General features: G+C 53.1%; 30 protein-coding genes and 1 pseudogene. 30 read left to right on the top strand and 1 reads right to left on the bottom strand.

Annotated elements, in window-relative coordinates; all coding sequences use genetic code 11:
• From G463_RS0113785 to G463_RS22935, 16 genes are all read left to right on the top strand, one after another.
• Nucleotides 1-254: integrase core domain-containing protein (locus tag G463_RS0113785; RefSeq protein WP_026975629.1), on the top strand; the 254-nt coding region annotated here is incomplete at its 5' end.
• 119 nt (nucleotides 255-373) lie between these two features.
• On the top strand, nucleotides 374-1,582 hold the full coding sequence (locus G463_RS20490; RefSeq protein WP_245575912.1) for a PBSX family phage terminase large subunit: 1,209 nt from the start codon (nucleotides 374-376) through the stop codon (nucleotides 1,580-1,582).
• Between the two features lie 4 nt (nucleotides 1,583-1,586).
• Nucleotides 1,587-1,811, top strand: a complete 225-nt coding sequence (locus G463_RS20485) for a hypothetical protein (protein ID WP_035487338.1) — start codon at nucleotides 1,587-1,589, stop codon at nucleotides 1,809-1,811.
• A gap of 30 nt (nucleotides 1,812-1,841) precedes the next feature.
• Nucleotides 1,842-3,830, top strand: a complete 1,989-nt coding sequence (locus G463_RS0113770) for a phage portal protein (protein ID WP_026975628.1) — start codon at nucleotides 1,842-1,844, stop codon at nucleotides 3,828-3,830.
• A 15-nt stretch (nucleotides 3,831-3,845) separates the two neighbouring features.
• On the top strand, nucleotides 3,846-4,454 hold the full coding sequence (locus G463_RS0113765) for a DUF6582 domain-containing protein (protein WP_026975627.1): 609 nt from the start codon (nucleotides 3,846-3,848) through the stop codon (nucleotides 4,452-4,454).
• Nucleotides 4,455-4,468: 14 nt separating this feature from the next.
• Nucleotides 4,469-5,368, top strand: a complete 900-nt coding sequence (locus G463_RS0113760) for a F0F1 ATP synthase subunit B family protein (protein WP_026975626.1) — start codon at nucleotides 4,469-4,471, stop codon at nucleotides 5,366-5,368.
• Nucleotides 5,369-5,387: 19 nt separating this feature from the next.
• Entirely contained in the window at nucleotides 5,388-6,344 is a 957-nt protein-coding gene (locus tag G463_RS0113755) for an SU10 major capsid protein (protein WP_026975625.1), read from the top strand.
• A gap of 235 nt (nucleotides 6,345-6,579) precedes the next feature.
• Complete coding sequence (locus G463_RS0113750; RefSeq protein WP_156900221.1) at nucleotides 6,580-6,861, top strand: hypothetical protein; 282 nt, start codon at nucleotides 6,580-6,582, stop codon at nucleotides 6,859-6,861.
• A gap of 2 nt (nucleotides 6,862-6,863) precedes the next feature.
• Nucleotides 6,864-7,673: a hypothetical protein gene (locus tag G463_RS0113745; RefSeq protein WP_026975623.1), complete on the top strand. Its 810-nt coding sequence runs from the start codon at nucleotides 6,864-6,866 to the stop codon at nucleotides 7,671-7,673.
• On the top strand, nucleotides 7,673-8,287 hold the full coding sequence (locus tag G463_RS0113740) for a hypothetical protein (protein WP_026975622.1): 615 nt from the start codon (nucleotides 7,673-7,675) through the stop codon (nucleotides 8,285-8,287). The genes G463_RS0113745 and G463_RS0113740 overlap by 1 nt, the downstream gene beginning before the upstream one ends.
• 4 nt (nucleotides 8,288-8,291) lie before the next feature.
• Entirely contained in the window at nucleotides 8,292-8,894 is a 603-nt protein-coding gene (locus G463_RS0113735) for a hypothetical protein (protein ID WP_026975621.1), read from the top strand.
• 11 nt (nucleotides 8,895-8,905) lie between these two features.
• The gene (locus G463_RS0113730; protein ID WP_026975620.1) at nucleotides 8,906-9,331 is read left to right on the top strand and encodes a hypothetical protein; all 426 of its coding nucleotides are present in this window, start codon (nucleotides 8,906-8,908) and stop codon (nucleotides 9,329-9,331) included.
• Nucleotides 9,332-9,351: 20 nt separating this feature from the next.
• A complete protein-coding gene (locus tag G463_RS0113725; protein ID WP_026975619.1) occupies nucleotides 9,352-10,137 on the top strand; it encodes a hypothetical protein in 786 nt (261 codons plus the stop codon).
• A gap of 6 nt (nucleotides 10,138-10,143) precedes the next feature.
• Nucleotides 10,144-10,497: a hypothetical protein gene (locus tag G463_RS21875; RefSeq protein ID WP_051322310.1), complete on the top strand. Its 354-nt coding sequence runs from the start codon at nucleotides 10,144-10,146 to the stop codon at nucleotides 10,495-10,497.
• A gap of 28 nt (nucleotides 10,498-10,525) precedes the next feature.
• Nucleotides 10,526-10,714 carry a hypothetical protein gene (locus G463_RS0113715; protein WP_026975618.1) on the top strand — a complete coding sequence of 63 codons (189 nt, stop codon included), beginning with the start codon at nucleotides 10,526-10,528 and terminating at the stop codon, nucleotides 10,712-10,714.
• Nucleotides 10,715-10,726: 12 nt separating this feature from the next.
• Nucleotides 10,727-10,873, top strand: coding sequence for a hypothetical protein (locus G463_RS22935; RefSeq protein ID WP_156900220.1), 147 nt, complete (start codon nucleotides 10,727-10,729; stop codon nucleotides 10,871-10,873).
• On the opposite strand, the gene G463_RS0113705 is transcribed toward G463_RS22935, so the two are convergent.
• Complete coding sequence (locus G463_RS0113705) at nucleotides 10,857-11,204, bottom strand: hypothetical protein (RefSeq protein WP_026975617.1); 348 nt, start codon at nucleotides 11,202-11,204, stop codon at nucleotides 10,857-10,859. The two genes, G463_RS22935 and G463_RS0113705, sit on opposite strands and share 17 nt — an antisense overlap.
• An 88-nt stretch (nucleotides 11,205-11,292) precedes the next feature.
• On the opposite strand from G463_RS0113705, the gene G463_RS22930 reads away from it, so the two are divergent.
• From G463_RS22930 to G463_RS0113640, 14 genes and pseudogenes are all read left to right on the top strand, one after another.
• Entirely contained in the window at nucleotides 11,293-11,448 is a 156-nt protein-coding gene (locus G463_RS22930; protein WP_156900219.1) for a hypothetical protein, read from the top strand.
• A 101-nt stretch (nucleotides 11,449-11,549) separates the two neighbouring features.
• On the top strand, nucleotides 11,550-11,933 hold the full coding sequence (locus G463_RS0113695; RefSeq protein WP_169725480.1) for a restriction endonuclease: 384 nt from the start codon (nucleotides 11,550-11,552) through the stop codon (nucleotides 11,931-11,933).
• Between the two features lie 14 nt (nucleotides 11,934-11,947).
• A complete protein-coding gene (locus tag G463_RS22925; protein WP_156900218.1) occupies nucleotides 11,948-12,454 on the top strand; it encodes a hypothetical protein in 507 nt (168 codons plus the stop codon).
• Between the two features lie 54 nt (nucleotides 12,455-12,508).
• Nucleotides 12,509-13,915, top strand: a complete 1,407-nt coding sequence (locus tag G463_RS0113685; RefSeq protein ID WP_026975614.1) for a phage tail tape measure protein — start codon at nucleotides 12,509-12,511, stop codon at nucleotides 13,913-13,915.
• Nucleotides 13,916-14,158: 243 nt separating this feature from the next.
• Nucleotides 14,159-17,314 (top strand): hypothetical protein, encoded by a 3,156-nt coding sequence (locus tag G463_RS0113680; protein WP_026975613.1) that lies wholly within the window; start codon nucleotides 14,159-14,161, stop codon nucleotides 17,312-17,314.
• A complete protein-coding gene (locus tag G463_RS0113675) occupies nucleotides 17,314-18,456 on the top strand; it encodes a hypothetical protein (RefSeq protein WP_026975612.1) in 1,143 nt (380 codons plus the stop codon). The genes G463_RS0113680 and G463_RS0113675 overlap by 1 nt, the downstream gene beginning before the upstream one ends.
• Nucleotides 18,457-18,466: 10 nt before the next feature.
• On the top strand, nucleotides 18,467-18,754 hold the full coding sequence (locus G463_RS0113670; RefSeq protein WP_156900217.1) for a hypothetical protein: 288 nt from the start codon (nucleotides 18,467-18,469) through the stop codon (nucleotides 18,752-18,754).
• Between the two features lie 42 nt (nucleotides 18,755-18,796).
• A pseudogene (locus G463_RS24170) lies at nucleotides 18,797-19,060 on the top strand (glycoside hydrolase family 78 protein); the annotation flags it as partial.
• A gap of 30 nt (nucleotides 19,061-19,090) precedes the next feature.
• Nucleotides 19,091-20,755 (top strand): phage tail protein, encoded by a 1,665-nt coding sequence (locus tag G463_RS0113665; protein ID WP_156900216.1) that lies wholly within the window; start codon nucleotides 19,091-19,093, stop codon nucleotides 20,753-20,755.
• Nucleotides 20,731-21,765, top strand: a complete 1,035-nt coding sequence (locus G463_RS24165; protein WP_483756924.1) for a glycine-rich domain-containing protein — start codon at nucleotides 20,731-20,733, stop codon at nucleotides 21,763-21,765. Before G463_RS0113665 ends, G463_RS24165 begins: the two co-directional genes overlap by 25 nt.
• A 12-nt stretch (nucleotides 21,766-21,777) precedes the next feature.
• Nucleotides 21,778-22,365 (top strand): hypothetical protein, encoded by a 588-nt coding sequence (locus G463_RS0113655; protein ID WP_026975609.1) that lies wholly within the window; start codon nucleotides 21,778-21,780, stop codon nucleotides 22,363-22,365.
• A 173-nt stretch (nucleotides 22,366-22,538) separates the two neighbouring features.
• Nucleotides 22,539-23,015: a C40 family peptidase gene (locus G463_RS0113650; protein WP_026975608.1), complete on the top strand. Its 477-nt coding sequence runs from the start codon at nucleotides 22,539-22,541 to the stop codon at nucleotides 23,013-23,015.
• 32 nt (nucleotides 23,016-23,047) lie between these two features.
• Entirely contained in the window at nucleotides 23,048-23,335 is a 288-nt protein-coding gene (locus tag G463_RS20465) for a hemolysin XhlA family protein (protein ID WP_035487327.1), read from the top strand.
• Nucleotide 23,336: 1 nt separating this feature from the next.
• Nucleotides 23,337-23,881: N-acetylmuramoyl-L-alanine amidase (locus tag G463_RS0113640; protein ID WP_026975607.1), on the top strand; the 545-nt coding region annotated here is incomplete at its 3' end.

The raw sequence follows: 23,881 nt of genomic DNA, 5'->3' as shown, positions 1-23,881 counted from the left end.
CGATGAAGGCCTGCCAAATCAACCACGAGCGGACGGGTTACAACAACCCCGATGCTGACGGATACATCGAGCGATTCTTCCGGTCGCTGAAGGAGGAGGAGGTCTGGCTGCAAGAATACAGCAGCTTTACCGAGGCGAAAGCGGCGATCGAGTCATACATTCACTTTTACAACACGGACCGACCTCATTCCGCACTAGGTTATCGGTCACCGTCGGAATTCAGAAACTGGAAAATGCAACAGAACGCAGCGTGAGACGGTTTTTATCTGAATTGTAAATCTATCATCTCTTTCTTAAAAGCCATCCCATCTGTCTTGACAATGTGGGGTTCAATACGAAAATTCTCCCTGCGTTCCATGACGCGTGGCGGGCTGTGAAGAAAAGTGAACACCTGTACTACGTGTTCAAAGGCGGCCGCAACAGTTCCAAGTCAACGCACATCAGCATCATGTTGATCTATGAACTCATGCGCTATCCCATCAACGCGTTGTGCATGCGGAAAGTCGGAGAGACGATTGAGTCCTCCATCTTCGAGCAGTTGCTATGGGCGATTGACTTTCTCGGTGTGAATCACTTGTGGAAGGTCAACAAGAGCCCGCTGAAACTGACATACCTTCCGCGTGGAAATTACATCACATTCCGTGGCGCTGATAAGCCAGAGAAAATCAAGTCCATCAAGACGAGTAAGTATCCAATCGCACGTCTCTGGATCGAAGAGTTGGCGGAGTTTCAAACGGAGGATGAAGTATCGACCATCGTAAATTCGGTGGTTCGTGCAGAGCTTCCGGAAGGGCTCACGTACAAGATCTTTTACTCCTACAACCCGCCGAAACGTAAGCAGTCATGGGTAAACAAGAAGTTCGAGAGCAATTTCATATCCGACAACGTGTATGTGCATCACTCCACGTACCTGGATAACCCGCACGTCTCACAGGCGTTCATTGACGAAGCCGAAGAGATCAAGCGAAAGAACCCATTCAAGTATGACTGGGAATACCTCGGCAAACCCATCGGTAGCGGAATCGTACCGTTCACTAATCTGGTGTTTAGGACCATCACTGATGAGGAAATCAGCACCTTCGACAACATCCGGCAAGGCATTGACTGGGGCTATGGTGCTGACCCATTCGCATTCACACGTTGGCACTACGACAAGACGCGCAGGCGTCTTTTTTGTTTGGATGAGATTTACGGTGTGAAGCTATCAAACCGTCAGGTGGCCGAGGAAATCAAGCACCGTGGATACCACACGACCTTGACCATTGCCGACAGTGCAGAGCCGAAGTCCATTGATGAAATGAAGATTGAGCATGGCATCCGCATCAAACCGGCGGAAAAGGGGCCGGGTTCAGTCGAGTATGGGGAGAAGTGGCTTGACGACCTGGAGGAAATCGTAATTGACCCCAAGCGAACGCCAAACACGGCGAAAGAGTTTGAGGACATCGACTACCAGACGGACCGAGACGGCAATCTCAAAAACCGACTGGAGGACAGCAACAATCACACGATTGACAGTTGCAGGTACGCGCTAGAGGACGACATGAAAGCACCGCGTAAGTCCAATATCTCGTTTCTGGGGTGATTGTATGGGATGGCTACCGTATGCCTTCCGGGACATCGTGATTGACCCTGTAGGACGCTGGAGCGGCGTCATAGACCTGATTGACGACAAATGGGTTTACATCGTCCATGCACAGGCGTCAGCACGTCACAGAAAGCGAACAGGACGGTTCAAGGGGATTCGACTGGACCGTGAGCGGTTTGACCGTGATGTGAGAAACGGGCGGTACGTGATTGTGCCGTGCGCGTGACAAGACGGTCTGTAGAAAGGTGGTGACAACTTGGGAGCAGAGTTCATTGAGGTACAGAAAGCGGGTCCGGAATTGGATCCTGCGCCAGCCGGGGTGCAATATTACTCGGCATATCAAAACCTGTACGGCATCGCACGGACGTATTTTGAACTGTACAAGCGGGTGAGTTGGGTTAAGGCGTGCGTGGATATTATCGCGGACACGGCGACGAGTGAACCGGCCATCATCCGCGTTGCTGATCAGCAGCAGGAGTTGGATGACCAGGATGAAAACCCGCGTATTCGGGCGCTGAAGACCGTACTAGACCGCATCAACCCAAACTACGACAACATGGAACTGGCGAACATGAACATCCGCGCCATGGAGATTAACGGCACGGCCTACAACCGCATTCTCCGCAAGGCAGGCGGCAAACAATTCGTCGGGATGGAATACATCTCATTCACGCGCGTTAAGCCAAACGTGGACGACAACGGGGAGATAGTTTCGTGGTCTGTTCGCAACAAGCGTGGTAGCGGAGTCACGGTGATACCAGCGCGTGACATGGCCGTGTTCAAGTTGCCACATCCGGACGATGATGTAATAGGGATGTCTCCGCTTGAATCTCTCGACCTACCAACGGCGGTGGACATCCAAGCGCAGAAGTTCAACGAGGCCGCGTTCCGCAACGGTCCGTATGCGTCGATGGTGCTCAAAATGAACAACGCGGATGAAACGGAAGTCACCAGGAACCGCGAATATATCAATGCCAACTTTACCAAGCCGGAAAACGCACATAAGCCCATGTTACTTGAAGGCGACGTTGAGATCGTCGGTGACGCGCTCATGCGGCGTGCTATTGACGGATCCTTCATTGAGCTTCGCAAGCTGACGCGCGAAGAAATCTGTTCCGTCTACCGCGTTCCGGTGACGAAAATCACGACGGACGGCGTGAACCGAAGCAACACGGAACAGCACGACGTCACATTTATCCGTGACACGATTGAACCTTTGCAACGCCTCTATTGGAACCAGTTTAATCGCCGGATCTTGCAGCAAGAGCTAGGTATCTATGACATGTACCTGGTCGCAGGAAAGAAGCAGGACGTGACCATGGAGGCCGTGAACATTGCGAAGGGTATGATCCAAGCCGGTGCAACCATCAATGAGGCCCGTAAGGTGATGAACCTCACTAGCCAGGATGGATATGATGTGCCGATGCACGCGAAGTTGGTTGTGCCAGAAGACAACGCGGAACAGGCGGCGGCATCCGATAACAAAGGCCAGACGCTGATTGAACCCGCACCAAAACAGAACGTGAAGAAGGCACAGTCAGATGACGCAGGGATTGCGGTCGAGCCGTCAGACACGTCAGATGACGAGAAAGAGTTCATGGCGATTTACCTCGCGCTGATGGCGAGTCTTCGCAAACGTGCGAAACCTGCGCAATCACTACATGACCTGCTGAACGCCTGGACACCAACATCGGCAGACATAACAGCACTGACGGACGCCCTGACCGAGTTGTATCACTCTGTATGGCTGCAATCGTACAACCGTAGGCGCATTGAACTGGGTCAACAGCCATTGTCCGAGTTGCCTGCGGATGTGGCGCATAAGTTGCAATTGCTTGCGCAACAGACCGCGCAATCCATTATGGACACGTACAAGGGCGAGATGGCCGACAAGTTGCAACAGTTGGCATCCGAGTACAGTTCACAGTCTCCTGCTGAACTCTTGAAGTCGGTTGTCGTGGACATGACGGACTGGTTACGACAACGTGCCGCATACAAGGCGGAGCAGATTGCAGTGACCGAGGCCGGGCGCGCGTGGAATGTTGCGCTTTTCACGCATGACAAAAAGTACGCGCCAGACACGTTGTACACCGTGTTGCCAAAGGAAACCGAGCATGAAGCGTGCCAGGAGATTATCGACGGTGCGCCGTACACGCTGGATGACATTCCTGCGTCACTGCCACTTCATCCGAACTGTCCACACAGGTACTATGCAATCACCAACAACGCTGTCACTGTAGCCTGAAAAGGAGGTGAGAACTTGCTATCGGATAAGGCGATTGACGAGATTGTGAGCATCATCAAGGCCAAGCTGACCGCTGCGGAACGCAAGGATTTGCAAGACAGTGACTTTGCAGTGCCGGATAAGCGAGAGTTGCCGATTCACGACGCGGAACATGTCAGACTGGCGTGGGATATGGTCGACAAAACCAAAGACCTCACAGCCGAAGAGAAGGCGGAGGCCAAAAAGCGGATTCTCGCCCGAGCGAAAGAACTCGGCATTGACACAAGCGACTGGAAGACCGATGAGGTCAAGAAGGCCGCTATTTTTGTGCCGTTTGAGAAGGCAGACGAGGAACTGGGTGTCATATTCGGCACCATCAACAAAGCGGACGTTGAGGATGCAGACGGTCACACGATTCCGGCTAAGGAACTCGAGCGCGCCCTGTATGACTACGTCGCAAAGTGCCGCGTGGTCAAGGATACACACGGCGATGAGTTACCAGGTGACATCGTAGCCGCCTGGATGTTCCCGGATGGCTCCGCGAAGATTGGCTTCCGTCCATCCGACCCCGAGGTGTTCGAAAAGGCCAAACGAGGCGAATACGTCGGGTTCAGTATTGGTGGCTTCGGTCAACTCGTCGACTAAGGAGGTGATAAAGGTTGGGCAAGAAACTCACAAACCTGCAAATGGACGAAATCTCACTTGTCCGAAAGGGGTTCAGACCAAAAAACCCAGAGGCGACCATCGAGTTTTTCAAGGCGTACCCCGATGAAGCTGCCACGGAGACATCCGAAGGCGGCTTTTTTAGTCGGATCCGCAAGGCGTTCGAGAGAATTACGAAAGGTGCCGTGGCCGACAAGGTCAACCGCGACCGTCCGCACCGCGAAATCAACGAGGCGCTATGGGCACTATCTGACGCGCTCGATGATATTCGGTGGGGATGGCAAGCGGCCGGTATGACTGACGAACAGAAACGGCAGGCCATGCATGACGTTATCGACGAAGGCGCGAAACTCATGCATGAATCCGTGGACAAAATCGGTCAAACCGATGTCACAAAGGCCATGGACACCAAGTCCGGCGCCAACTACGAGCAACAAGACCTAAGCACGAACAGCCCAGGTAAGAAAAAGAAAAAGTCGGCGGACGACCCGGACGACGATGGAGACATCGACGACTCGGATCCGGCACTAGATACCGACAACGACAAAGGGAAAGGAAAGGTGAAGAAAGCAGTGGATGAATTCAAGAAAGCTATCGAGGACGCTCTGGCAACAGTGCCGGAGACTATCAAAAAGGCCGTGGAGGATGCTACGCAGCCTGCTCAAGAGGCCATTTCCAAGGCTCAAGAGGACGTTAAGGCGGCTTTTGAAAAAGCAACCGCCGATATCTCTAGCCTTGTGGAGTCTGCAAAGCAAGAGATCGCAAAGGCAGTTGATGACGCAAAGATTGAGCTTGGCCGCATAAGCAAGGCACAGCCTGGGACAACACAAGACACCCCAGTAATCAAATCAGACACAGCTTTCGGCGATGCGATTCGCACGCTGATGAATTCCTAATTGGGAGGCGATTTGATCAATGGCAATGGATATGGCGTATGTACGAAAAGCGATGGACACCGTGGCTGGTGCCAATTATGAGCGTAAGGACCTTTCGGCCGTCATTACACTGGTTGATGGGCCTCCGCGCCCGCTGTTGCAGGCGATTCAACCCGGTAAAGCCAAGGGCAAGACCCACTACTGGAATGAAGTCGGTCTTGTTGCTCCGACTGGTTCCACGGGCTACTATCCGGAAGGTGGGAAGCCGACTGCAGACAACAACGTGCCGAACCAGTTGAGCAACCACGTCATGCGCGTTGGTAAAACGGCTGCTGTCACTGACTCCATGGCAGCGGTATGGACCGGGGCCGGATCTTATCGTTTGGCGGACGGCGAAATGGAACGCCTGTTCCAGGAAGCGATTGACCTGCAAACGGAACTGAAGACCACCGAAGTCTTGAACGAGGTCGAGTACATCTTCATCAACGGTGACACAGCCAACAACAGCGCGTCTGTTGACCAATGCGACGGTTTGGTGAAAGTCATCAACGCTGGAAATGGTGCCGTTGTTAGTGCTCAAACGGATGGCACAGCACTCGAAGAATCTCTTGTGCGCGATCTCGCCAAGCAGATTGCGGATAACAAGCCTGCCATGTACCCTGACTTGCTGCTTGTCACTCCCGGACAGCGCGAAGTTGTCAACACATGGCGTCCGCAAATCATCACGTCGCAAACGAGCAACCTCAAAGCCGGTTACAGCGTAGATACCTACGACACTGGCTTCTTCACGGTCACGGTGAAGACGGAGAACTGGTTGCCTGCAGGTACCATGCTGCTGGTGAACTCTAAGATGTTGTCACGCGCTGACCTGATTCCGCTTGGTGCGGAAACGCTGGCTCGCGTTGGCACGAGCTTGGAGCGCATGGTCACCACAGAGACCACACTGGAATACCGCATGTTGAAGTCGTTTGGCAAAATCACCGGGCTGGCCGTTTAATCGGCTGGCCCTTTTGGTGGTGACGACATGAAGTTTGGCTCGAACTACGCAAGTCTACGGATCCCATATGGGGTCCCACTCAAAGTGATTCAGTTTCGTTTCGGTGAGTACGAGACTTCGGACCCTACCGAGATCGAGATCCTGACGAATCACTCCGAAACGTTCCGGATCGGAGGTGACACTGATGGGCAAAGCGGCGGTAACGGAAACAAGACGCCTAAACCGCGTCGCACGAGTGGCAACACTCGTAAACGGACCAGTGGCAGCGAATCAGGACAGTGATGTCGCAGAAGTCGGCAATATCGATACGCTGACGGTGTTCTTGGACGCTAGCGGGGCGGCCACAGTTACCGTCTACACGTCACCCGACGAGCAGAACTGGTATGTCGCGCAGGCGTGGAGTCCTACCGGAGCCGCAAGCGATGCCGTCAATGTCGCTCCGGCTCCGTTTGTAAAAGTACAGTCGTCCGCCGCAATCACGTTGAAGGCCCAGGTGTACGGCGTAGGCGGGTGGTAAGCGTGGCATCGTATGCGACACCATCCGACCTTAACACGTACACTGGGCAAACCGTAGATCCTGCGCTCGCACAATTGTTGCTCGACACGGCAACACAGGCCGTTGACAGTTACTGCAACCGGACATTTCAGTTGACCAGTACCACGGAGTTGTACTACGGAAACAACAGCAACACGCTGATGCTTCGGAACTACCCGGTGCTGAAACTGACGACAGTGCGCATTGTGATGCCGGGAGAGCTTCAGTTTAACATCCCGGTATCACAACTGCTTGTGCAGCCGGAAATCGGCAAAGTGGTCAACTACACGCCGCTCATGTTCCAGACACTCGGGTATGCTGCGGTATTCCCCGATAGCATCCCGATTCGTGTCGAGTACACGTATGGTCCGCGTGCCATGGTGAGTGGTGACAGTGGAACAGCAGACAGTCAATACAAGACCTATACGTTCAGCAACAAGAACTGGTTTCAGACGGCGCCAGTGAACGTGTACAAGAACGGTCAACTGCTGAAACCTGGCGTGGACTACACCGCGGACTACGACAACGGAACGATAACGCTGACGAACGCCGTCGCGGAATCTGATGTCATCACCGCCGACTACTGGTATTACCAAGTTCCATCGGACATCAAACTGGCAACACTCATGCTGGCGACGAAACAGTTGAACCTTCCAAAGAACAATAAGCTCATGATGGCATCGAGAGGAGATAGCGACTTCAAAGTGCAGTATGGTGTGGTTGATGCGCTCGCTGCCATGGATCAGCAGGTGTCGTCATTGCTTGCCTCCTACAAACGTAAGGGGGTGTGGTGATGGCTATTGACTTTGCGCAGGAAAAACGGGACTTCATCATCGAGTACGGCGACCCCATCACCATCCTCCGTTCGTCAGGGAATGTATCCACCTTTGGCCGATACGTGAAAGGGCGGCAGCTGCTCTCCCCGTTCGAGATCAACTTCATCAGGTTCATGATGTTCGCCTGGGACAGCGGCGTTCAGCGCGGCGACCTCATCCAAAACGAGACCACCGGCGCGCAATTCCTGGTGGCGTCCACTCAAGAACACACGCTGCAGCAGTCCCTCGTCAGCGTGGAGGCGGAGCTGTACATGGTCAATTACCCGACTGTGGAGATTCAACGTGTCATGCCTCCGGAGTATGACGACTGCGGCAATCCTGTCGATGGGTCGGGTGGTTGGACATCCATTGCATCCGTCCCCATGACCGTAGAACACGTGAATGGCAACGTCCCATACAAGGACGGACTGCTGCTGGCGGATACGGTGTTTAGGCTGACGATGCAGACCGCCGTTCCGCTGCAATTGATGGAACGTGTGATCATCGACGGTAACCCCTACGCAGTGAGCGACATCAACCGAAGCGTTTCGCCGGGGTTGCTTGTGGCTCAGGTGAAGCAGGACATGAGGTGATGCCATGCCGATAGAGACGCTGCTGTCGTTTGACAGTCAGGGCGCGTTTGAAGCTTTCTCGCAGGCGCTGGAGGCAGTGGTAAAAGACCTCGCCGACACAGTGCTGGAGAACGCGCGCGCAAACCTTGGCGGGGATTACCCGGAAGTCTCTGCATCGCTGCAGGCGAGTTTGACCAGTCTGGCGCAGTCCGGACTGATTGACGGACAGATTGGTTCAGACCACTGGGAAGCGTGGTTGGCTGAGTGGGGCAGCGGTTCACTGATGGACCGCACGAATCCGGACTTGGCGCAATACATGGGTTCAGAACTGTGGAACCCGGTACGCGATGGGTTTGACATCACCGGCCGGCCGGAGGGCCCATATCTCGGGCTTGATGGTGCCCTTCATGAGTCGTCCGGTAAACTGGCCGGCATCAGCCTGGAGGACTTGGTGGAGCATGACCCGGCGTTTCGCGAGTGGGCGGATACGCACGTTGGGCCCGGTGCCTTTCAACCCAAGCCGCCGCTGCACTTCATACGCGATGCCTTGGAATCGAATCGCGCGCTCATCATCGACCAACTCAACGGGGTGCTGGAGACGTTCAACTTCGGCGCCTTCTTGGTATAGGGGGTGGTTATGTGGGCTCTGCGGAATTGCTCGACCAAGTGTGGAAGTTGCTTGCGAACGATGCGACGTTCCTTTCGCTCCTCAGACTCACCACATCGACGGACAACGCAACAAAGGCAACCAAGATCGTGAAGGAAGAGGAAACAGACGGCATCGTCACGACAAGCACCATCCCGATGTGCCTGCTCTACATCCGCCCGGGTAAAGCGGACGTCCGAACACCGACCGTGTACCTCGGCAAGGTGGTCATTGACTGTTTCGCGAAGGATGGCAACACGGCACGTAAGATGTACGAACAGGCGCTGGCGCTGATGCAGAACTGGGAGCCGCCCGGTTTCTTCGTCAGCCGCATGGCATACGACACATCGTTCAAAACAGGCATCACAGGTGTAAAGGGACATCGAGTGTACTTCGATGTCTCTTATTTTGTTGGATAACGAAAAGGAGGTAGATAGCCTTGGCACTGATCATCCCGAACGTCGGTAATGCTGTCCTTCTGGATCCGGTAACGGGGGCAATCAAGGCGCCGTTCACCAAGATGGATTCGATCAAGCTTGACATCGACGGAAAGTTGACGCCTGTCAATGCTGGCCCTGGCATGTATCCCATCGTCAACATCTCAGCAGACCGTGCGCCTAAGGTCACTCTCCAAGGCTCCGAGTTGCCTTTGGCTGCAGCCAGCGCGCTGACTGGCGCGAATGTGACGGTGGCCGCAAGTGGTTCTGCCGTACAACAGGCCATGGTTGATTATTTGACCGTCGCAGCGGATGGTACTTTGACCTTAACGTCGCCAATTTCCGAGATTGTGACAACTGTGTCCATCATGAGCGTCTCTGATGGGAAACTGTTTCAAGGGGTCGCCTCTTCGCCAACAGCAGGCCAATATCAAAATCCGTCTGGCGGGGAATCAACGCTCACGTGCAGCACTGCGGATGCTGGCAAGTCTGTGGTCGTTTCTTACACTACAGACATCACGACCGGTGGAAAGATCGATGTCCTCACCACCTCGATCCCTGGATCATACAAACTGGTTGCACAGGGGAAGGTCGTGAACTCTGAAGACCCATCGAAGAAATTCGTGCCAATCACGTTTGTTGTGAACTCCTGTCAGATGATTGGCACCTGGTCGATGTCCATGGAACGTCAGAAGGCATCAAGTAACTCCGTGGAATTGAATGTCCTCGACCCGGGAGGAAACTTGCCTGCTATCTCCATCATCACACAGGCGAAGTTCGCGGGGTGATGACCAGTGGCTAAAAACACGCCGATCAAGGAAGCGCTTGGACTCGGCGAGGTCATCAAGTTCAGCGATGGGACGCAATTGCCCTGCGTCCCTGCTTGTCTTGCCGACCTCGAGGACGCCATACAACATTGGGCGAAGTCACTTGGCTCCGGCCTGAGCATCCAGGGCTGCTATCTCCCGGGCAACGAGGAAGCCAAAGAGGCGTTCGAGGAGTTATTGTTCATCGCATGTGGCCGCAAAATCCCGAAAGAGGAATTGCGGCGCAAAGTCACGGTAGCCGATGGCGGCAGGGAGGTAATGGACTTCCTGGCGCGATTTCTGGGCCTTAACCTACGACCGGCCGGAGAGCAACAAGGGTGACGGAAAAGAATCATTGTCATGGGATGAAGTGATTGCCAAGCTGGCGTTCTTGGGCATACCTCCAGAGCGAGTCGCCCGCATGACGTTGCGTCAGGTGCATTTCGTGATGCGTGCGATAGGCGATGACATGAAATTTAAGGTGCGCCTGGCTGGCAGAGACGTGCCCGACGAAGACAAAGAAGCAACGCTGCAAGACTTGCTTGGCTTTGGGATGTGAGGAGGGGAATAGATGGAAAGCGTGACGCTTATTGAAGAGCAAATTCGTTCGATCAAGGCTATGCTTGCAGCGGGCGTTGTTGAGGAGATTGCAGTGGAACTCCATAAACAACTTACCCGCTGCATCGAATTGCACGCTATACTCACTCATCAAAAGTGAAAGTGAATGTTTCGTTGGACTCAGAAAGCGTCGCTCTAACCAGAGGGAACATGTCAGTTATGACATTTATGGTCTCTGACAATGCTTGAGCTTCGGATTCGTCAGACGCGACTTGTTGACCAAATACTGTCCCGATGGATGTGCACAAACGGAATCGAAAACTCCGTTTAGGCGTGGCCTCTGCAAAAGATGTGTCGTTCGCACCGATAAATCCGAGGAACCCTGAAACGGTATCTCTGGTGTCAAGGAGAAATATCCCATGTGCACCTGCTGCTTTGGCGGCCTGTGCGAACCTGGCGACATCAAAGAGATCTTTGACCTTCATGTCCATCATTATCACCCCCATCTTCTATGACATGGCCGAACACCAAGTCAATTCGATGGGGGTGATGTAATTCCTTTACAGGAGGTGTGCTGTCATGGAAGATGATATGAAGCTGTCCGAAGACGACTTGAGACTGTGCCTTGAAGCGTTGCATGGTTTCGGACAGTCCGTACAGAAGGCAATTGAGGCCGCTCGTTTATGGGGTGAGCAGTATCAAGCGATGATGCGCAGAGTTGAGGGACAAGAATGATTGCCCCTCTGCATGATACCGAACGAATTTTCGGTATGATGTGGATGGACAAGTTTTCCTCGTGGTAGAATGTGGGCACTAGGCATGTTGGGGTGATGATCTTGCATCGTGTCATCCAACCGGATTTGTTCACGGCCACAACGGTGGACCATGAGCTTTTCGTGGAAACTATACACCACATGTTTGAGTTGAATGGCTACCGCGTGGAGAGAGCGCCGAATCATTCGGGTTTTCAGATGATCATTCACAAGGGCCGCGAACATTCATTGGTCCGGTGCAAGTCTTGGGCGCCAATGCGACCGATTGATATGGAAGACATGGTCATATTCCATGCCCATATGAAGAACCTTGACCTAGACAGTGGTTGGTTCATTTGCATGTCTGACTTCGAGTTTAGCGCCCATAAATTCGCCATAGAAAACCGGATCGTTCCGGTGAACCGGAATGATCTGCAGAAGATACTCGAAGAGTCGAATATGCTGTGATGGGGGTAGCGGGGATGCGGAAATGGATGCTGATATCACTCGTTTGTCTATCATTATCTGGATGTGCATCGGCCACTAATAACAATTCTCTGACGACGAATAGTAGCCAAACCACGACTGATACATCATCAAGTGATGCTTCATCGTATTACAACTCTGTGAACGCCTTGATTTCTCAATTCAATCAGCAATTCAAGGCATATTCCGATTTCATCAAGGATTACAATGCGGGTCATTATGGGGTGACACAAGGTATAAATGAATTGGGGACCTTACAAACGCAGTTAGAGGGCGTCAAGACGAAGGCATTGACGATGCAGCCGCCCGATTCTATGGCAAGTGAACATCAAGTATTCGTACAGGCTATCACTGACTTAATGAATTCCGAGTCGGCATTTGAAGATTCGCTTTTGAACTCTGGAAACGCGTCAAAAGACATCGACAACGCGACACGATTTATGCAGAATGCCGGAGATGGAATTCAAAAGTACTTAAGCGATTTACAAAGCCAAATCAAGTGAACGAAGCATAATCGAAAGAGCCGATAAGGCTCTTTTTTATTGGAGGTGCGCACAATGGCTGACGAAACTCAGTCCGGAGTCGTGAATAAAGTCGCGGCCCGACTGACCATTGATATATCAGACTGGCAGGCCCAATTGAAGCTCGCGCAAGATGCATATGACCAGTTCAACTCCAACCTCAAGCAGGCTGGAAATGAGTTTCAGAATGCTTTCCGCGCACCGCAAAACGGGGCAGATATGTACATTCAGCAGGCCAATGGAGCGGTCCTTAACCTGAGGAATGCCATAAAAGACTTGAACACCCAATTCAAAGAAGGCTCCATATCGGCGAAGGATTTACTTGAGCAACTGCAGGGGTTACGCCAAACGTATGCACCCGCACTCGATCCATCAACCAGTGTCGGATTCATAAATGACCAGGCACTCCGAAACGCCATTGCATCTGCTGAAACCCAGCTTTCCAAATACTATGACTTCCAGATGCAGACGGAAATAGACATGAAGAATCGAAAAATGGCCGCGGATCAGGAATACATCGACTGGTGGGAAAAGGCGCTCCAAAAGCAGGAAGCAGACTACTATGCATCGGTCGATAGGCAGGTGCAACAGGTAAAAATGCTGCATGATCTGCAGTTGCAGTCAGCCCAAGAGTCATTTGCTCAGCTGGCGTCCATTTACGAACAGGACTATGAGCGGTTTGAGGCTGACATCAACAAGAAGATGCAACTGCTGAAGACCATGTATGCCTACGAAAAGGAAGCGGCCGCCCAAGAAAGTGCAGCTTCATCCATGGTCAACAAAGGCGCACCGGCTACGTTTCTTAGCGGGTCAACCTCTTCTCATTCCTCAGGTTTCAGCATATCCCCTGAGGAAATGGCGAAGGACATGCTGATGTTCGGTGCATTCAGTACCTTATTCGAGAGTGTCAAGCAAGGTATTATCGACGTGGAAAACTCCGCAGCAGGACTTCAGCAAGTGTTCGGAGATCAAGCTGACACCCAGCAAAAACTTAACGAGATCACCAATCAGTTCATAGAGATCGCCAAGGAATACGGTACAACTGTCCAAGATGTGACTGATGCCGGAAAGCTGTGGGCCCGGCAGTACAAGGATGTTGATACAGCGCTGACACTGACTAGGAACTCAACACTGCTTTCCATCGTGGACAATCTGAATGTAGCAGATGCCAATAGGGCTGTTGAGTCCAGTTTGCAGGCACTCGGCATGAAAATCACCGATGCCAACGACGCCTACACTAAGAGCATGAAGATCATCGACTCGTGGACGGCAGTAAGCCATGGCGTCTCAGTGTCTACTCAGGATCTGACTGATGGCTTTGAACGTGCGGCTGCAAGTGCCAAACAAGTTGGTCTCAACGTTGATCAATTGTCTGCACTGGTGGCTGCTGGCGTGCGTAACAGTGGTAGAACGGGTAAATCACTTGCCCCCTACGCAGCGTAAGCTGGTAGCGAAAACGCGGCTATATGCGGGAAACACTGAGTATCCTTTCGTACCTGTGTCTCGCCAACACGCAAAGGTAAAAATCGAAAGGTGCAGTCAATCCGCAGGGAAGTCATGGCTGACCCCTCAACGACTACATGCCGCGCCCCTGACTTATCAGGGTGATGATATAGTCTGACCCATATGGCGACATATGGAGCGGGTACTAATAATCCCGCCACGCGGAAACGCGGAGTAACAAAAGTGACAGTGGTAGGCAACATGTGGAAGTCTGTCCTCGATAACATTGCCAGTGGTTCTCCAAAGGTCGAAGCGGCATTCAACGCGCTCGGAATTAGCATGTATACAATCGGTGCCGACGGACAAAAGCAGTTGAAACCCATCTGGGATCTTCTACTCGAACTGTCCCAAGCGGCCGAACATGCGACTGTTTCGCAGACTGAATACTTTTCAACCATTGCTGGCGGCAAGTATCAGTTTGACACGCTCCGAGCCGCGGTGTCTGACCTAACGACCCTCCAGGATGCTTACAACATATCGGTGAACAGCACTGGAGAAACGCAGACGCTTGCAGCAGCAAAAATGCACACTCTCTCTGTTGAACTACAGCGGTTAAAGGACTCCATTTCACAACTCTCATACAACCTGGCGTATGGTTCGAGTGGAATTGGTGATGTCCTGAAGGGCCTTGTTGTAGGGCTCGATGACTTCATAAACGGTCTGCAAAAGGTGCCTACCTGGCTTGGTTGGTCGGCAGCAGGTTTGGCTGGAGTTCTGTTGGCTGGGAGAACACTCACCGGCGTTCTAAATACTTTGTCATCGTTGTTCAATGTGGTTAGGAATGGCCTTCAATTTTGGGCGTCGGCAGCAAATGCAGCCACTGCATCTGTTGTGAGTATGGCCGGTGCAACCACCGCGTTCACCGCCGATTTGGAAGCCAAGACCATCGCTACGCAAGCTGATGTTGCTGCCAATGAAGAAGAAGTTGTTTCATCTACCGCAGCAAGTGCAGCTATTGAAGCAGAGGGGGCCGCTGCTGAAACGGCTGCAGCTGGAATGATGTCACTGGACGCAGCAGCCGCAGGCATCACGATGGGTCTGAGCGTGCTCATCCCGATTGTGGCAGCTGCGACGGTTGCCATTGGCGCACACACGAAAGCGACGCAGGAAGCTGCACAGTCCGCCCAAGATATGTCGGTCAAACTCCAGCAAGAGATTGCCCAGGAGCAATCCAATGCAAACACGATGGTGAACAACATCAATACGATCCAGGGATTGAAGAAGGCATACGACCAAGCCAAACAGGCTCTCGACACTGCAAAGGAAGGTTCTCAGCAGTATAAGCAAGCACAGGCAGAACTCGCGGATATCCACGAGCAATTGACGGCCATCGTTGGTAAGTCAGCTGCCGATCAGATTATGGCCAGCAAAAATGTCACAAAGGCCATGGATGATGAGATCAGCAGCATGATCAACGACATGATCAAAGCGGCCCAGGCTCTGCAAGTGCAGGCAGACAATCAAGCGAAGCTGACGCAAGAGACTATCTCACAGTCGGAAGCGCGCATAGCGCAGTATGCACGGGAAGCGCAAGCACTGGAGTTGCTTGCTAAAACTGCTACGGATGCAACTGCAAATTCTCCGGCCATGGCAGATCTGCAAGGTTCAAAGGCGTTTGCTGATGATACCAGGGCAAAGCAACTCCAGTCCCAGATCGCGCAGGAAAAAGCCATCGAGCAGCAGGCTAAGGATGCCCTGAAACAGGCGCAGCAAAAGGCAAGTGACGCAGAGAATCTGGTGTCGCAACTCAAAAACATCCAGGCCCAACACAACGCCAATCCGAACGCAACGGTGAGCATGAGCATACCGGATCCGTTCGGCAGTGGCACAGCGCTGGGGACGCCGAGTAGCGGCGGTGGAGGTTCGACGAAAAGCGGGTCTGGCTCATCTAAGAAAAAGGCGACGGGCCCGACACATCAGGAACTGATGCAGGCATACCTCCAGCAGATAGACAATATCCAGAAGGGCGACGACTACTACCTGCAGCCCTATACGATGTCCGTGAACAACGCGCAGGCCGCGGTCACCAAGTGGAGCGATGCGCTGTCCACCGCCATGAACAACCTGAAGCAGAACATCACGGACACCAAAGCGGCGTCCACGGTCATGTCGGACTACACCAATGAGGTCAAGGCGTATAACGACCACATCAGCGCACTGTCAGCGGAGAACAAGGTGTTACAGGGTGACATCAATAATGTGAGCGAGAAGATCAAACAGGTTACTTCCGATTTCAAGGCCGGGAAGATTGACGGAGACACATACCATCAGTCCATCTACAGTCTGCGTCAGGAACTGGACCAGCTCACGCAGTCCTTGAACAGCAACAACGAGGCCATCCAGAAGGACAAAGACTCGATGGCGCAGGCGGCTGCGGATATTGAATCGCAGATCATCTCGGACTTGCAGTCTGCCTATGAAGATGAGCAGAAGAGTCAAGAGCAGATCCTGGAGGATTGGTACAACAATCAAAAGTCCATCATCCAAAAGGCGCAGTCGGACTTCGACACGTCCATCGACAATCAGATCAAAAGCCTGCAGGATCAAGCCACGGCAATCGATAACGTCACCAAGGCGCTGCAGGAACAGTGGAATGCACAAGATGAGGTCAATCAACTGCAGGACCTGCAAACTCAGCTGCAACAGGTCATGGCGGACACGCGGTATCAAGTTATCGACCAAAACGGTAATGTCCAGTGGACCTATGACCAAGAGAAAGCAGCCGAACTACAGCAGCAGATAGCGGAGCAGCAAACTAAAATCCAGCAAGATCAGCAACTACAGCAATTGAACGACCAGAAAGATGCCCTGGACAGTCAAGTTCAGAACCTGCAGGACTATAAATCGCAGATGGACCAGCAATATCAAGATCAACTCCAGACGTTGGACAACTACTACAATGATGCCAAGCAGAAACTGGACGACTACTGGTCATATCGTCTGCAACAGGATACGTTGAAGCAGGAGGCTGACAACCTCATCTTGCAGAATGGGCTGTCAAAGGCCCTAGACATCACAACCCAATTCGCTGGTCAGATGGTCTCTCAGTACAACTCAGTTACATCGGCCGCTCAACAGGCCGCGGCGGCAATGGCACAGTTGATGGGGCTGCAGAATGCTGGTGGCACGTCCATTGGGGTGTCCGCTCCATCCATCCCAACGGTTCCGGCGCCGTCCATATCCGTGCCAAACTTCACAGCGCCGACATCGTCCACCACGAACTCGACCACGATCAGCATCAGCAATGTGAGTTTGCCGAGCGTGACAGATGGTCAGTCATTTGTGCAGAGCTTGACAGCTTTTGTGCAACAGTTGGCGCAGCATGGGAGGAGTGGCTGATGATCACGGTATCATCCGACCTCTTGGCTTTGTACCAAAACGGAGGCATTTTTCAACGCAATATGAAGTTGCAGGTGCTTGACCGAAACTACAATGTGTTAGCTGAGTTCATGGATGAAATCTTTGACGGTCAGATCACGTGTGACAACTCTCGCAAGGCGGTCCGCAGCCTAGACATTAAATTGACCAACACATCAGGCCAGTTTACGTGGGGACCAGATAAGCTGATCTGGTTAGACAAGCTGTTCAAGGTCTACTATGGCATATGGGTAAATGGGGCATGGGAGTGGATACCGCAAGGCGTGTTCCCGTGCTCACTCCCCATTGCTACATCGGATGCTTCGGACAATTATCAAAATGAAGTTGAGTTTTCTGGCGGCGACAAGATGGACTACCTCGGTAAGTGTACGGATATCATCGTCGTCAAAAAGGGAACGGACATCGCAACCGCGATCAAGGCGGTGTTGAACGGCATTGAAACGATGTTCGCGCTCGATGACACTAGCAACCAGCAAACTGTTCCTTACGACATGTCCTGGCCAGCCAATACGGACTACAGCCAGATCATCAGCGATCTGGCCGGTATCATCACTTGGGAGATCTACTACGATGTGAATGGCTACCTGCGGTTGCATGCCCCTATTGACCCGACGACGACGGCGCCATTGCTGACGCTTTCTGCGCAGAACTCCGGATTCAACATATGGGCTGGAGCACAGAGGCAATGTGACGACTCGAATCTTGCAAACTATATCGTGGTATACGGTGGCTCATCCCAGGTGGCCACCGTTTCTTATGTGTTGCAAGACACGGATCCAAACAGTCCAACATCGATTCAGCGCATTGGAAAACGGGTGTACCTGCACAACGACGGCAACCCGGATCCCGTCATCACAACACAAGACTTGGCCATGTATCGTGCCCAATACGAGTACAAGAAACGGTTGCAAGTCGTGGAGAAACTGAACTTTAAGATGTTCCCGGTGCCGTTCATGGACATAGACGATGTGTACGAGATTATCGACGAAAACAACGGGACAAGCGGCAAGTACCAAGTGGTCAGTTTTACGTTGCCGCTCGGGGTCGATAACTCGTCATACCACACAGGATACCTATGGCAGGTGAGAAACTTTGCCCAATAGTGCAGAGTACATGGACGCCATACGTTGGCTGGAGCAGTATATCGATAACGCCATCGACAAGAGATTGCGTGACTTGGGAATACCACGGTTGTTGATCCCAGGTGTTGTGCAGTCAGTCACAACGAGCAATGGGAACACGTTCGCTAACGTCTTCCTGAACGGCTCAACCACCGCGGCCACGAACATACCGGTGAATCCTGATATTGCGGCGAACGTCACTGCAAACACGCCTGTATGGGTGATGTGCGTGAACTTCAACAACCTTGATATGTTCGTTCTCGCAAGGAAACTTGCATGATTAGGGGGTGATATTTTGACCGCGCCATACGCACCGTCACAAGTGAACATCTCAAACTTTGATGCCAGCCAAGCAGCCACGTTGACGTGGCTTTTTTCGTCGCCGGATTCAACCGTACACCAGGCGTCATACCGAGTGCAGATCTACAACAACTCGACGAACGCGCTCGTTCTCGACACAGGCACAATAACGACTACGATGCAGCAGTATACGATTCCGGCCAATACGTTGGTAAACCGAACCGTGTACAAAGTTCGCGTGATGTATACGGACTCGGTGGGGAATGCGTCGCCATGGTCAACATATGTGGTGTTCACCTGTTCATCGACGCCTTCGGTGACCATCACGTCGCCAACGGTTTCGCAAACGGTAGCATCCAATGTCGTGCAGGTGACAGCTTCCTATGCGCAGGCACAGGGAGTCCTGGAACAGAGTTATCGGATCGTGGTATATGGCAGTGACCAATCGACTATCGTTGCGGACTCTGGAACGTTGTTCAACACAGCAAACCTGTTCACCGTGAACGGCCTTAGCAACGGGAATTACTACGCTCAGGCGACCGTGACGAGTGCGGATGGTTTAAGTGCAACTTCTGCCAAAGTTCCATTCACAGTGGCTTATACCAGTCCGTCGCAGACGCCAAGCATCAGCGCAACCCCATTACCCGAGGCGGCAGCGATCAGGCTTGACTGGCACAATCCACAGGAAAATCCAGCCACGTATCTGGGGCCAGGGCCAACCTACAGGCAAGGCAAGTGGGGGCAGGCCATCCAAGTAGCTGCCTATGGGGAAAAGGTGTATTGGCAATTAACGGCGTTCGCGGAGTTCGTATATCTCAGTTGGTTTATCACCAATCAGGCATCGAATATGATGACCGCCCACCAAGTCATAGCACATCTCCACTCCAATTCACTGAACTTCATTCAACTTCGCTATGATCCGTCTGACTCGAAGTTCGTGTTGGAGCAGTGCATCAATGGTCGGTCCATAACAACAAAGTCAGAGGCGGTCACATTCTCTTCGGGAGCGCAAGGCATGGTCGCCCTTCGACAGGACGAGTCTACGATTGCTGCATTCGTTTGCATCGGTGGTGAAGTCTACAAAATCACCCCACAAGCATATACGGCCAATCCACCAAACACCTATGGTAAAGCGACGTATGGCAGCGGCACCTATGCGAGTTCGGTGTCTGGGACTGTGCAAGATCTAAACACGGTATTTGTGGGATGCGCACCGGCAGATGGACAAGAGGCCAACATGTTGTTTGATCAAACGTTGTTGACGGGGAAGCTGCTGACAGACAATGATATCCAGTCCATCTACCTGAACTCAATACAGCAGACTTACGATTACCAAACCATGTTCCTTGCAAACTTTGACGGAACTTTGGAAGGAGGCGATGTGTCCGGTACGGCCATCGATCATTGGCAGATCGTGCGGTTATACAACGGTCAGCAAAAACTGTTGGGAACCGTGCAGAAATCAGAAAACCCAACCCTGTCATTCGTAGATTCCACACCTTTAGCTGACGCCACATATCAGTACAACATTGTCCCATACGATGCAAACGGAAACTCCGGGCCCCCGATGATTGTTCAGGGGTCTGTTTCTTTTGATGGGTGGTGGTTAACGGATCCTGATACCGGCGTGTCGTTCCAGTTCTACCTGAATGTTGGTGATGTGGAGATCCAGACGAACTATGGACGGAACGAATACAAGACATTTGGGCGATATCCTGTGGTGGCGTACGCGCCGACGCGATACCGTACTGGAAAGTTGTCTGGATGGGTCGTGGATCAGTTTATGACGACGCAGACGCCCTATGAGCAATACCAGACGTTACAGAGCATGATTGATGCGCATAAACCGCTTCTGTTGAGGGGGGATGAAGGATGGGGAATGATGGTGGACTGCTACAGTCCCACAAATACCATCCCGACGCGCAACCACAAGCAGTACAACAAAATTGAGATCCAATGGACGGAGGTGGCCAGCGCATGACTACAAACTATCCAAACGGCATTGACCAGTTCCCGATTCACCAGGACAACGCAAGTGAGACCATCTTGGCCGGTACGATCAACAATCTGCAGGATGCAGTCATTGCGCTGCAACAGACGGTAGGATATGGAGCGACAAAGCCAACATCTACACCGACACCCGGTGCGATTGTCAAGTTTGATGAGAACGGTCAATTGACTATATCACATGCCTCCACTGCTGATACAGCTACCAATGCTACAAACGCAACGACCGCCGCTAACGCTAATCAGCTAGGCGGCCAACCACCAAGTTATTATGCTGCGGCCAGCAGTGTGCCCAATACTGGTAGTCAGACGTTCACTTCAAGCGGAACGTTTACCGTACCTAATGGTGTCTACCGTATCTTCGTCCAACTTTGGGGCGGCGGTGGTGGCGGTGGCAGTGGTTCAGCGGGGTTTACAAACTCAGGTACGACTAAGTACTACAGTGGCGGAGGAGGCGGCGGCGCGGGTGCCTACGCAGAAGGTTGGATCTCCGTCACTCCCGGACAACAGATTCCGGTAACTATAGGGTTAGGAGGTGCAGGTGGTACACCAGTCTCAGTGTCAACCATCGGGGCAACGCAATCTGGCAATATAGGGACGAATGGAGGTAATACGGCTGTAGGAGGTTTAATAGCACTCGGAGGTGCGGGTGGAACACAAGGTATGGCGTCTAGTTCCGGGTCCCCTGTAACGTCCGCAGGTGGCAACGGCGGTACGTACACTGCACCTATAGGAGTCAACGGAAATGCGGGTTCAGGCTCAACTACAAATTCGACAAACGTATGGACGCCGGGTGGCAACGGCGGTTCTTCCAATATGGGGTCTGGAGGAACCGGTGGAACAAGTATCAACGCGAACGGCGCAGATGCAACGAATGTAGCGGCCGGAGGCGGCGGAGGCGCTTCTTACTTTTCTACTATAACTAGTGGAAGCTCTGGTAAGGGCGGAAACGGCGCGAATGGGAAAGTGGTTATCTGGTATTAAGGAGGCATGTAAATGGTACTAATTGAGTACGACCAAACGGGGAAGTTGACCAACATAGCGGTGGCCGATCCCGATCTAGATCTGACACATTTCCCACCGAATGTTGCGCTGATAGATGAGACGACAGTGCCGGGTCTGCTGCAAAACTGGACGTATGGAGTGTACGATCCGACGACGAAGCAGATCACATTTCAACTTCCTCCTCCGCCGAGTGAAAGCGAATTGTTGGTCCAAGCACAACAAGCCAAGATCGCTGAACTCCAACAGTCTTTCCAATCATCACTGCTGGCCGGGTTCCAGTCCTCAGCAGACGGCAGCCAACGTACCTACGGGTTCTCGCAGACTGACCAGCAACACTGGGATTGGCTACGAGGTATGGTGCTGTCAGCGAAGGCGGGGAATACCGCGGCACAGAATTCCTTCCCGTTGCAGGTCAAGGATACGGAAGGAAACCGCATAAAGCTGACTGTAGATCAAGCCGACCAACTCTGCACGGACGCCCAAACTTTTTATCTTAACAACTATATGCACTGGGACAGCTTGGAGCAGCAGGTGCAGGCGGCGACGACGGTGGACGCGGTCAACGCGATCAGCTGGTAGACTAGCACCCCTATCAAGAAAGGAATTCGATAGGATCACTAACCCCAACTCTATGTTTTCTTGCGCCCCTACCGATTTGGTTTTCCGGTAGAGAGGATAGGCGTTTTTCAATAGGCATGGTAGTCGATAGGCCAAGCGGCCTATTTTTTATGCCCAAAAATGGAGGTGAGGCCATGGTCATACCGCTCGTCGGTGACCTGCTGCTCGTTCGTGACTCGGACCTCGTGAGCCGCGCAATCGAGGAGATCACGCATAGCCGATACTCGCATGTGGCCGTGGTCACCGGTGCGAACGAGTTGGTCGAGGCGCAGGGATTCCGTCGCGTCGGCTATCAGGATGCCGGAGTGTACGCTGGGAAGGCCGACCTGTTCCGTTGCGACACTCTTACGGTCGAGCAGCGATGCCGAATTGCGGCGGCCGCAAAGCTGCGCATCGGCCAGCACTACGACTACTGGCTGCTCGTAATCGAGTGGGTACGGTATGCGCTCGGCATCGTGCTCCCGTGGCGTGAGCGCCACACCGTGATCTGCAGCACGCTGGCTGCGGATGCGTACCGGGTGGCTGGCGTGGAACTGTGCCCGAAGGTGCGGTACCCGGCGCCGGCAGACGTGGCGGAGTCACAGTTGCTGAGAAAAGTCGGCCCGTGGTGACAGCATGAAGCAATGGGAAAGGCGGTGGAAGGGTGGAACAAGGAGTCACGATAGGACTTCGCGAGATTTACGACCGTCTTTTGGAGGTGGGCTCCAGCGTGCAACGTATGGACGAGCGACTGCAGCGGCTTGAACAGGGCGCGCAAGATACAGAGAAGCTAGAGGAAGTGAGCCGTACCGCCCTCCAGACGGCACAGACGGCACTGGAAATCGCAAAGGAGACCAGGGAGCATCAGACATGGTTATGGCGTACAGTCGGCGGCGCACTCATCGCAGGAGCGATTGGTGCGTTGTTTTTTATCTCGAAAGGAGGCGGTTGATTTGCCAAGCATCCAGTGGATCGGCAGCCCAAACTTCTACGCCGGCCGCATGGGCTACAAACCTGCGTTCATCGTGGATCACGTGATGGACGGGACTCTCTCTGGAACGGACTCATGGTTCCAGAACTCGTCCAGCCAAGTCTCCGCGCACTACGGTGTGGGCAAGGACGGCAGCATCCATCAGTACGTGAAAGACACCGATACCGCCTGGGCCAATGGACAAGCCAACAGGCCAACGTGGGCTCTGTACTCGCAGTTCGCAGGGCACCTCAACGCCTCCAGCATCAGCATAGAGCATGAGGGCCAGCCGGGTGACGGGCTGACGGAGGCGCAGTACCAGGCCACGCTGTGGCTGCATCGGCAGCTTATCGCCAAGTGGGGCATCCCGGCGGATAGGCTTCACGTCATCGGGCACAACGAGATCGACTCGGTGAACCGCGCGGATTGCCCTGGCCCTAAGTTTCCGTGGGACAGGCTGATGCAAGACCTCGGCGCCAAACCGGCAGTGACTACGCCGGCCGCTCAACCAGCGCCGCAAGGAGGTGA

It is taken from the genome of Alicyclobacillus contaminans DSM 17975 (genome assembly GCF_000429525.1).
Classification (GTDB): domain Bacteria; phylum Bacillota; class Bacilli; order Alicyclobacillales; family Alicyclobacillaceae; genus Alicyclobacillus_A; species Alicyclobacillus_A contaminans.
This window is presented reverse-complemented; position numbering and strand designations above follow the sequence as displayed.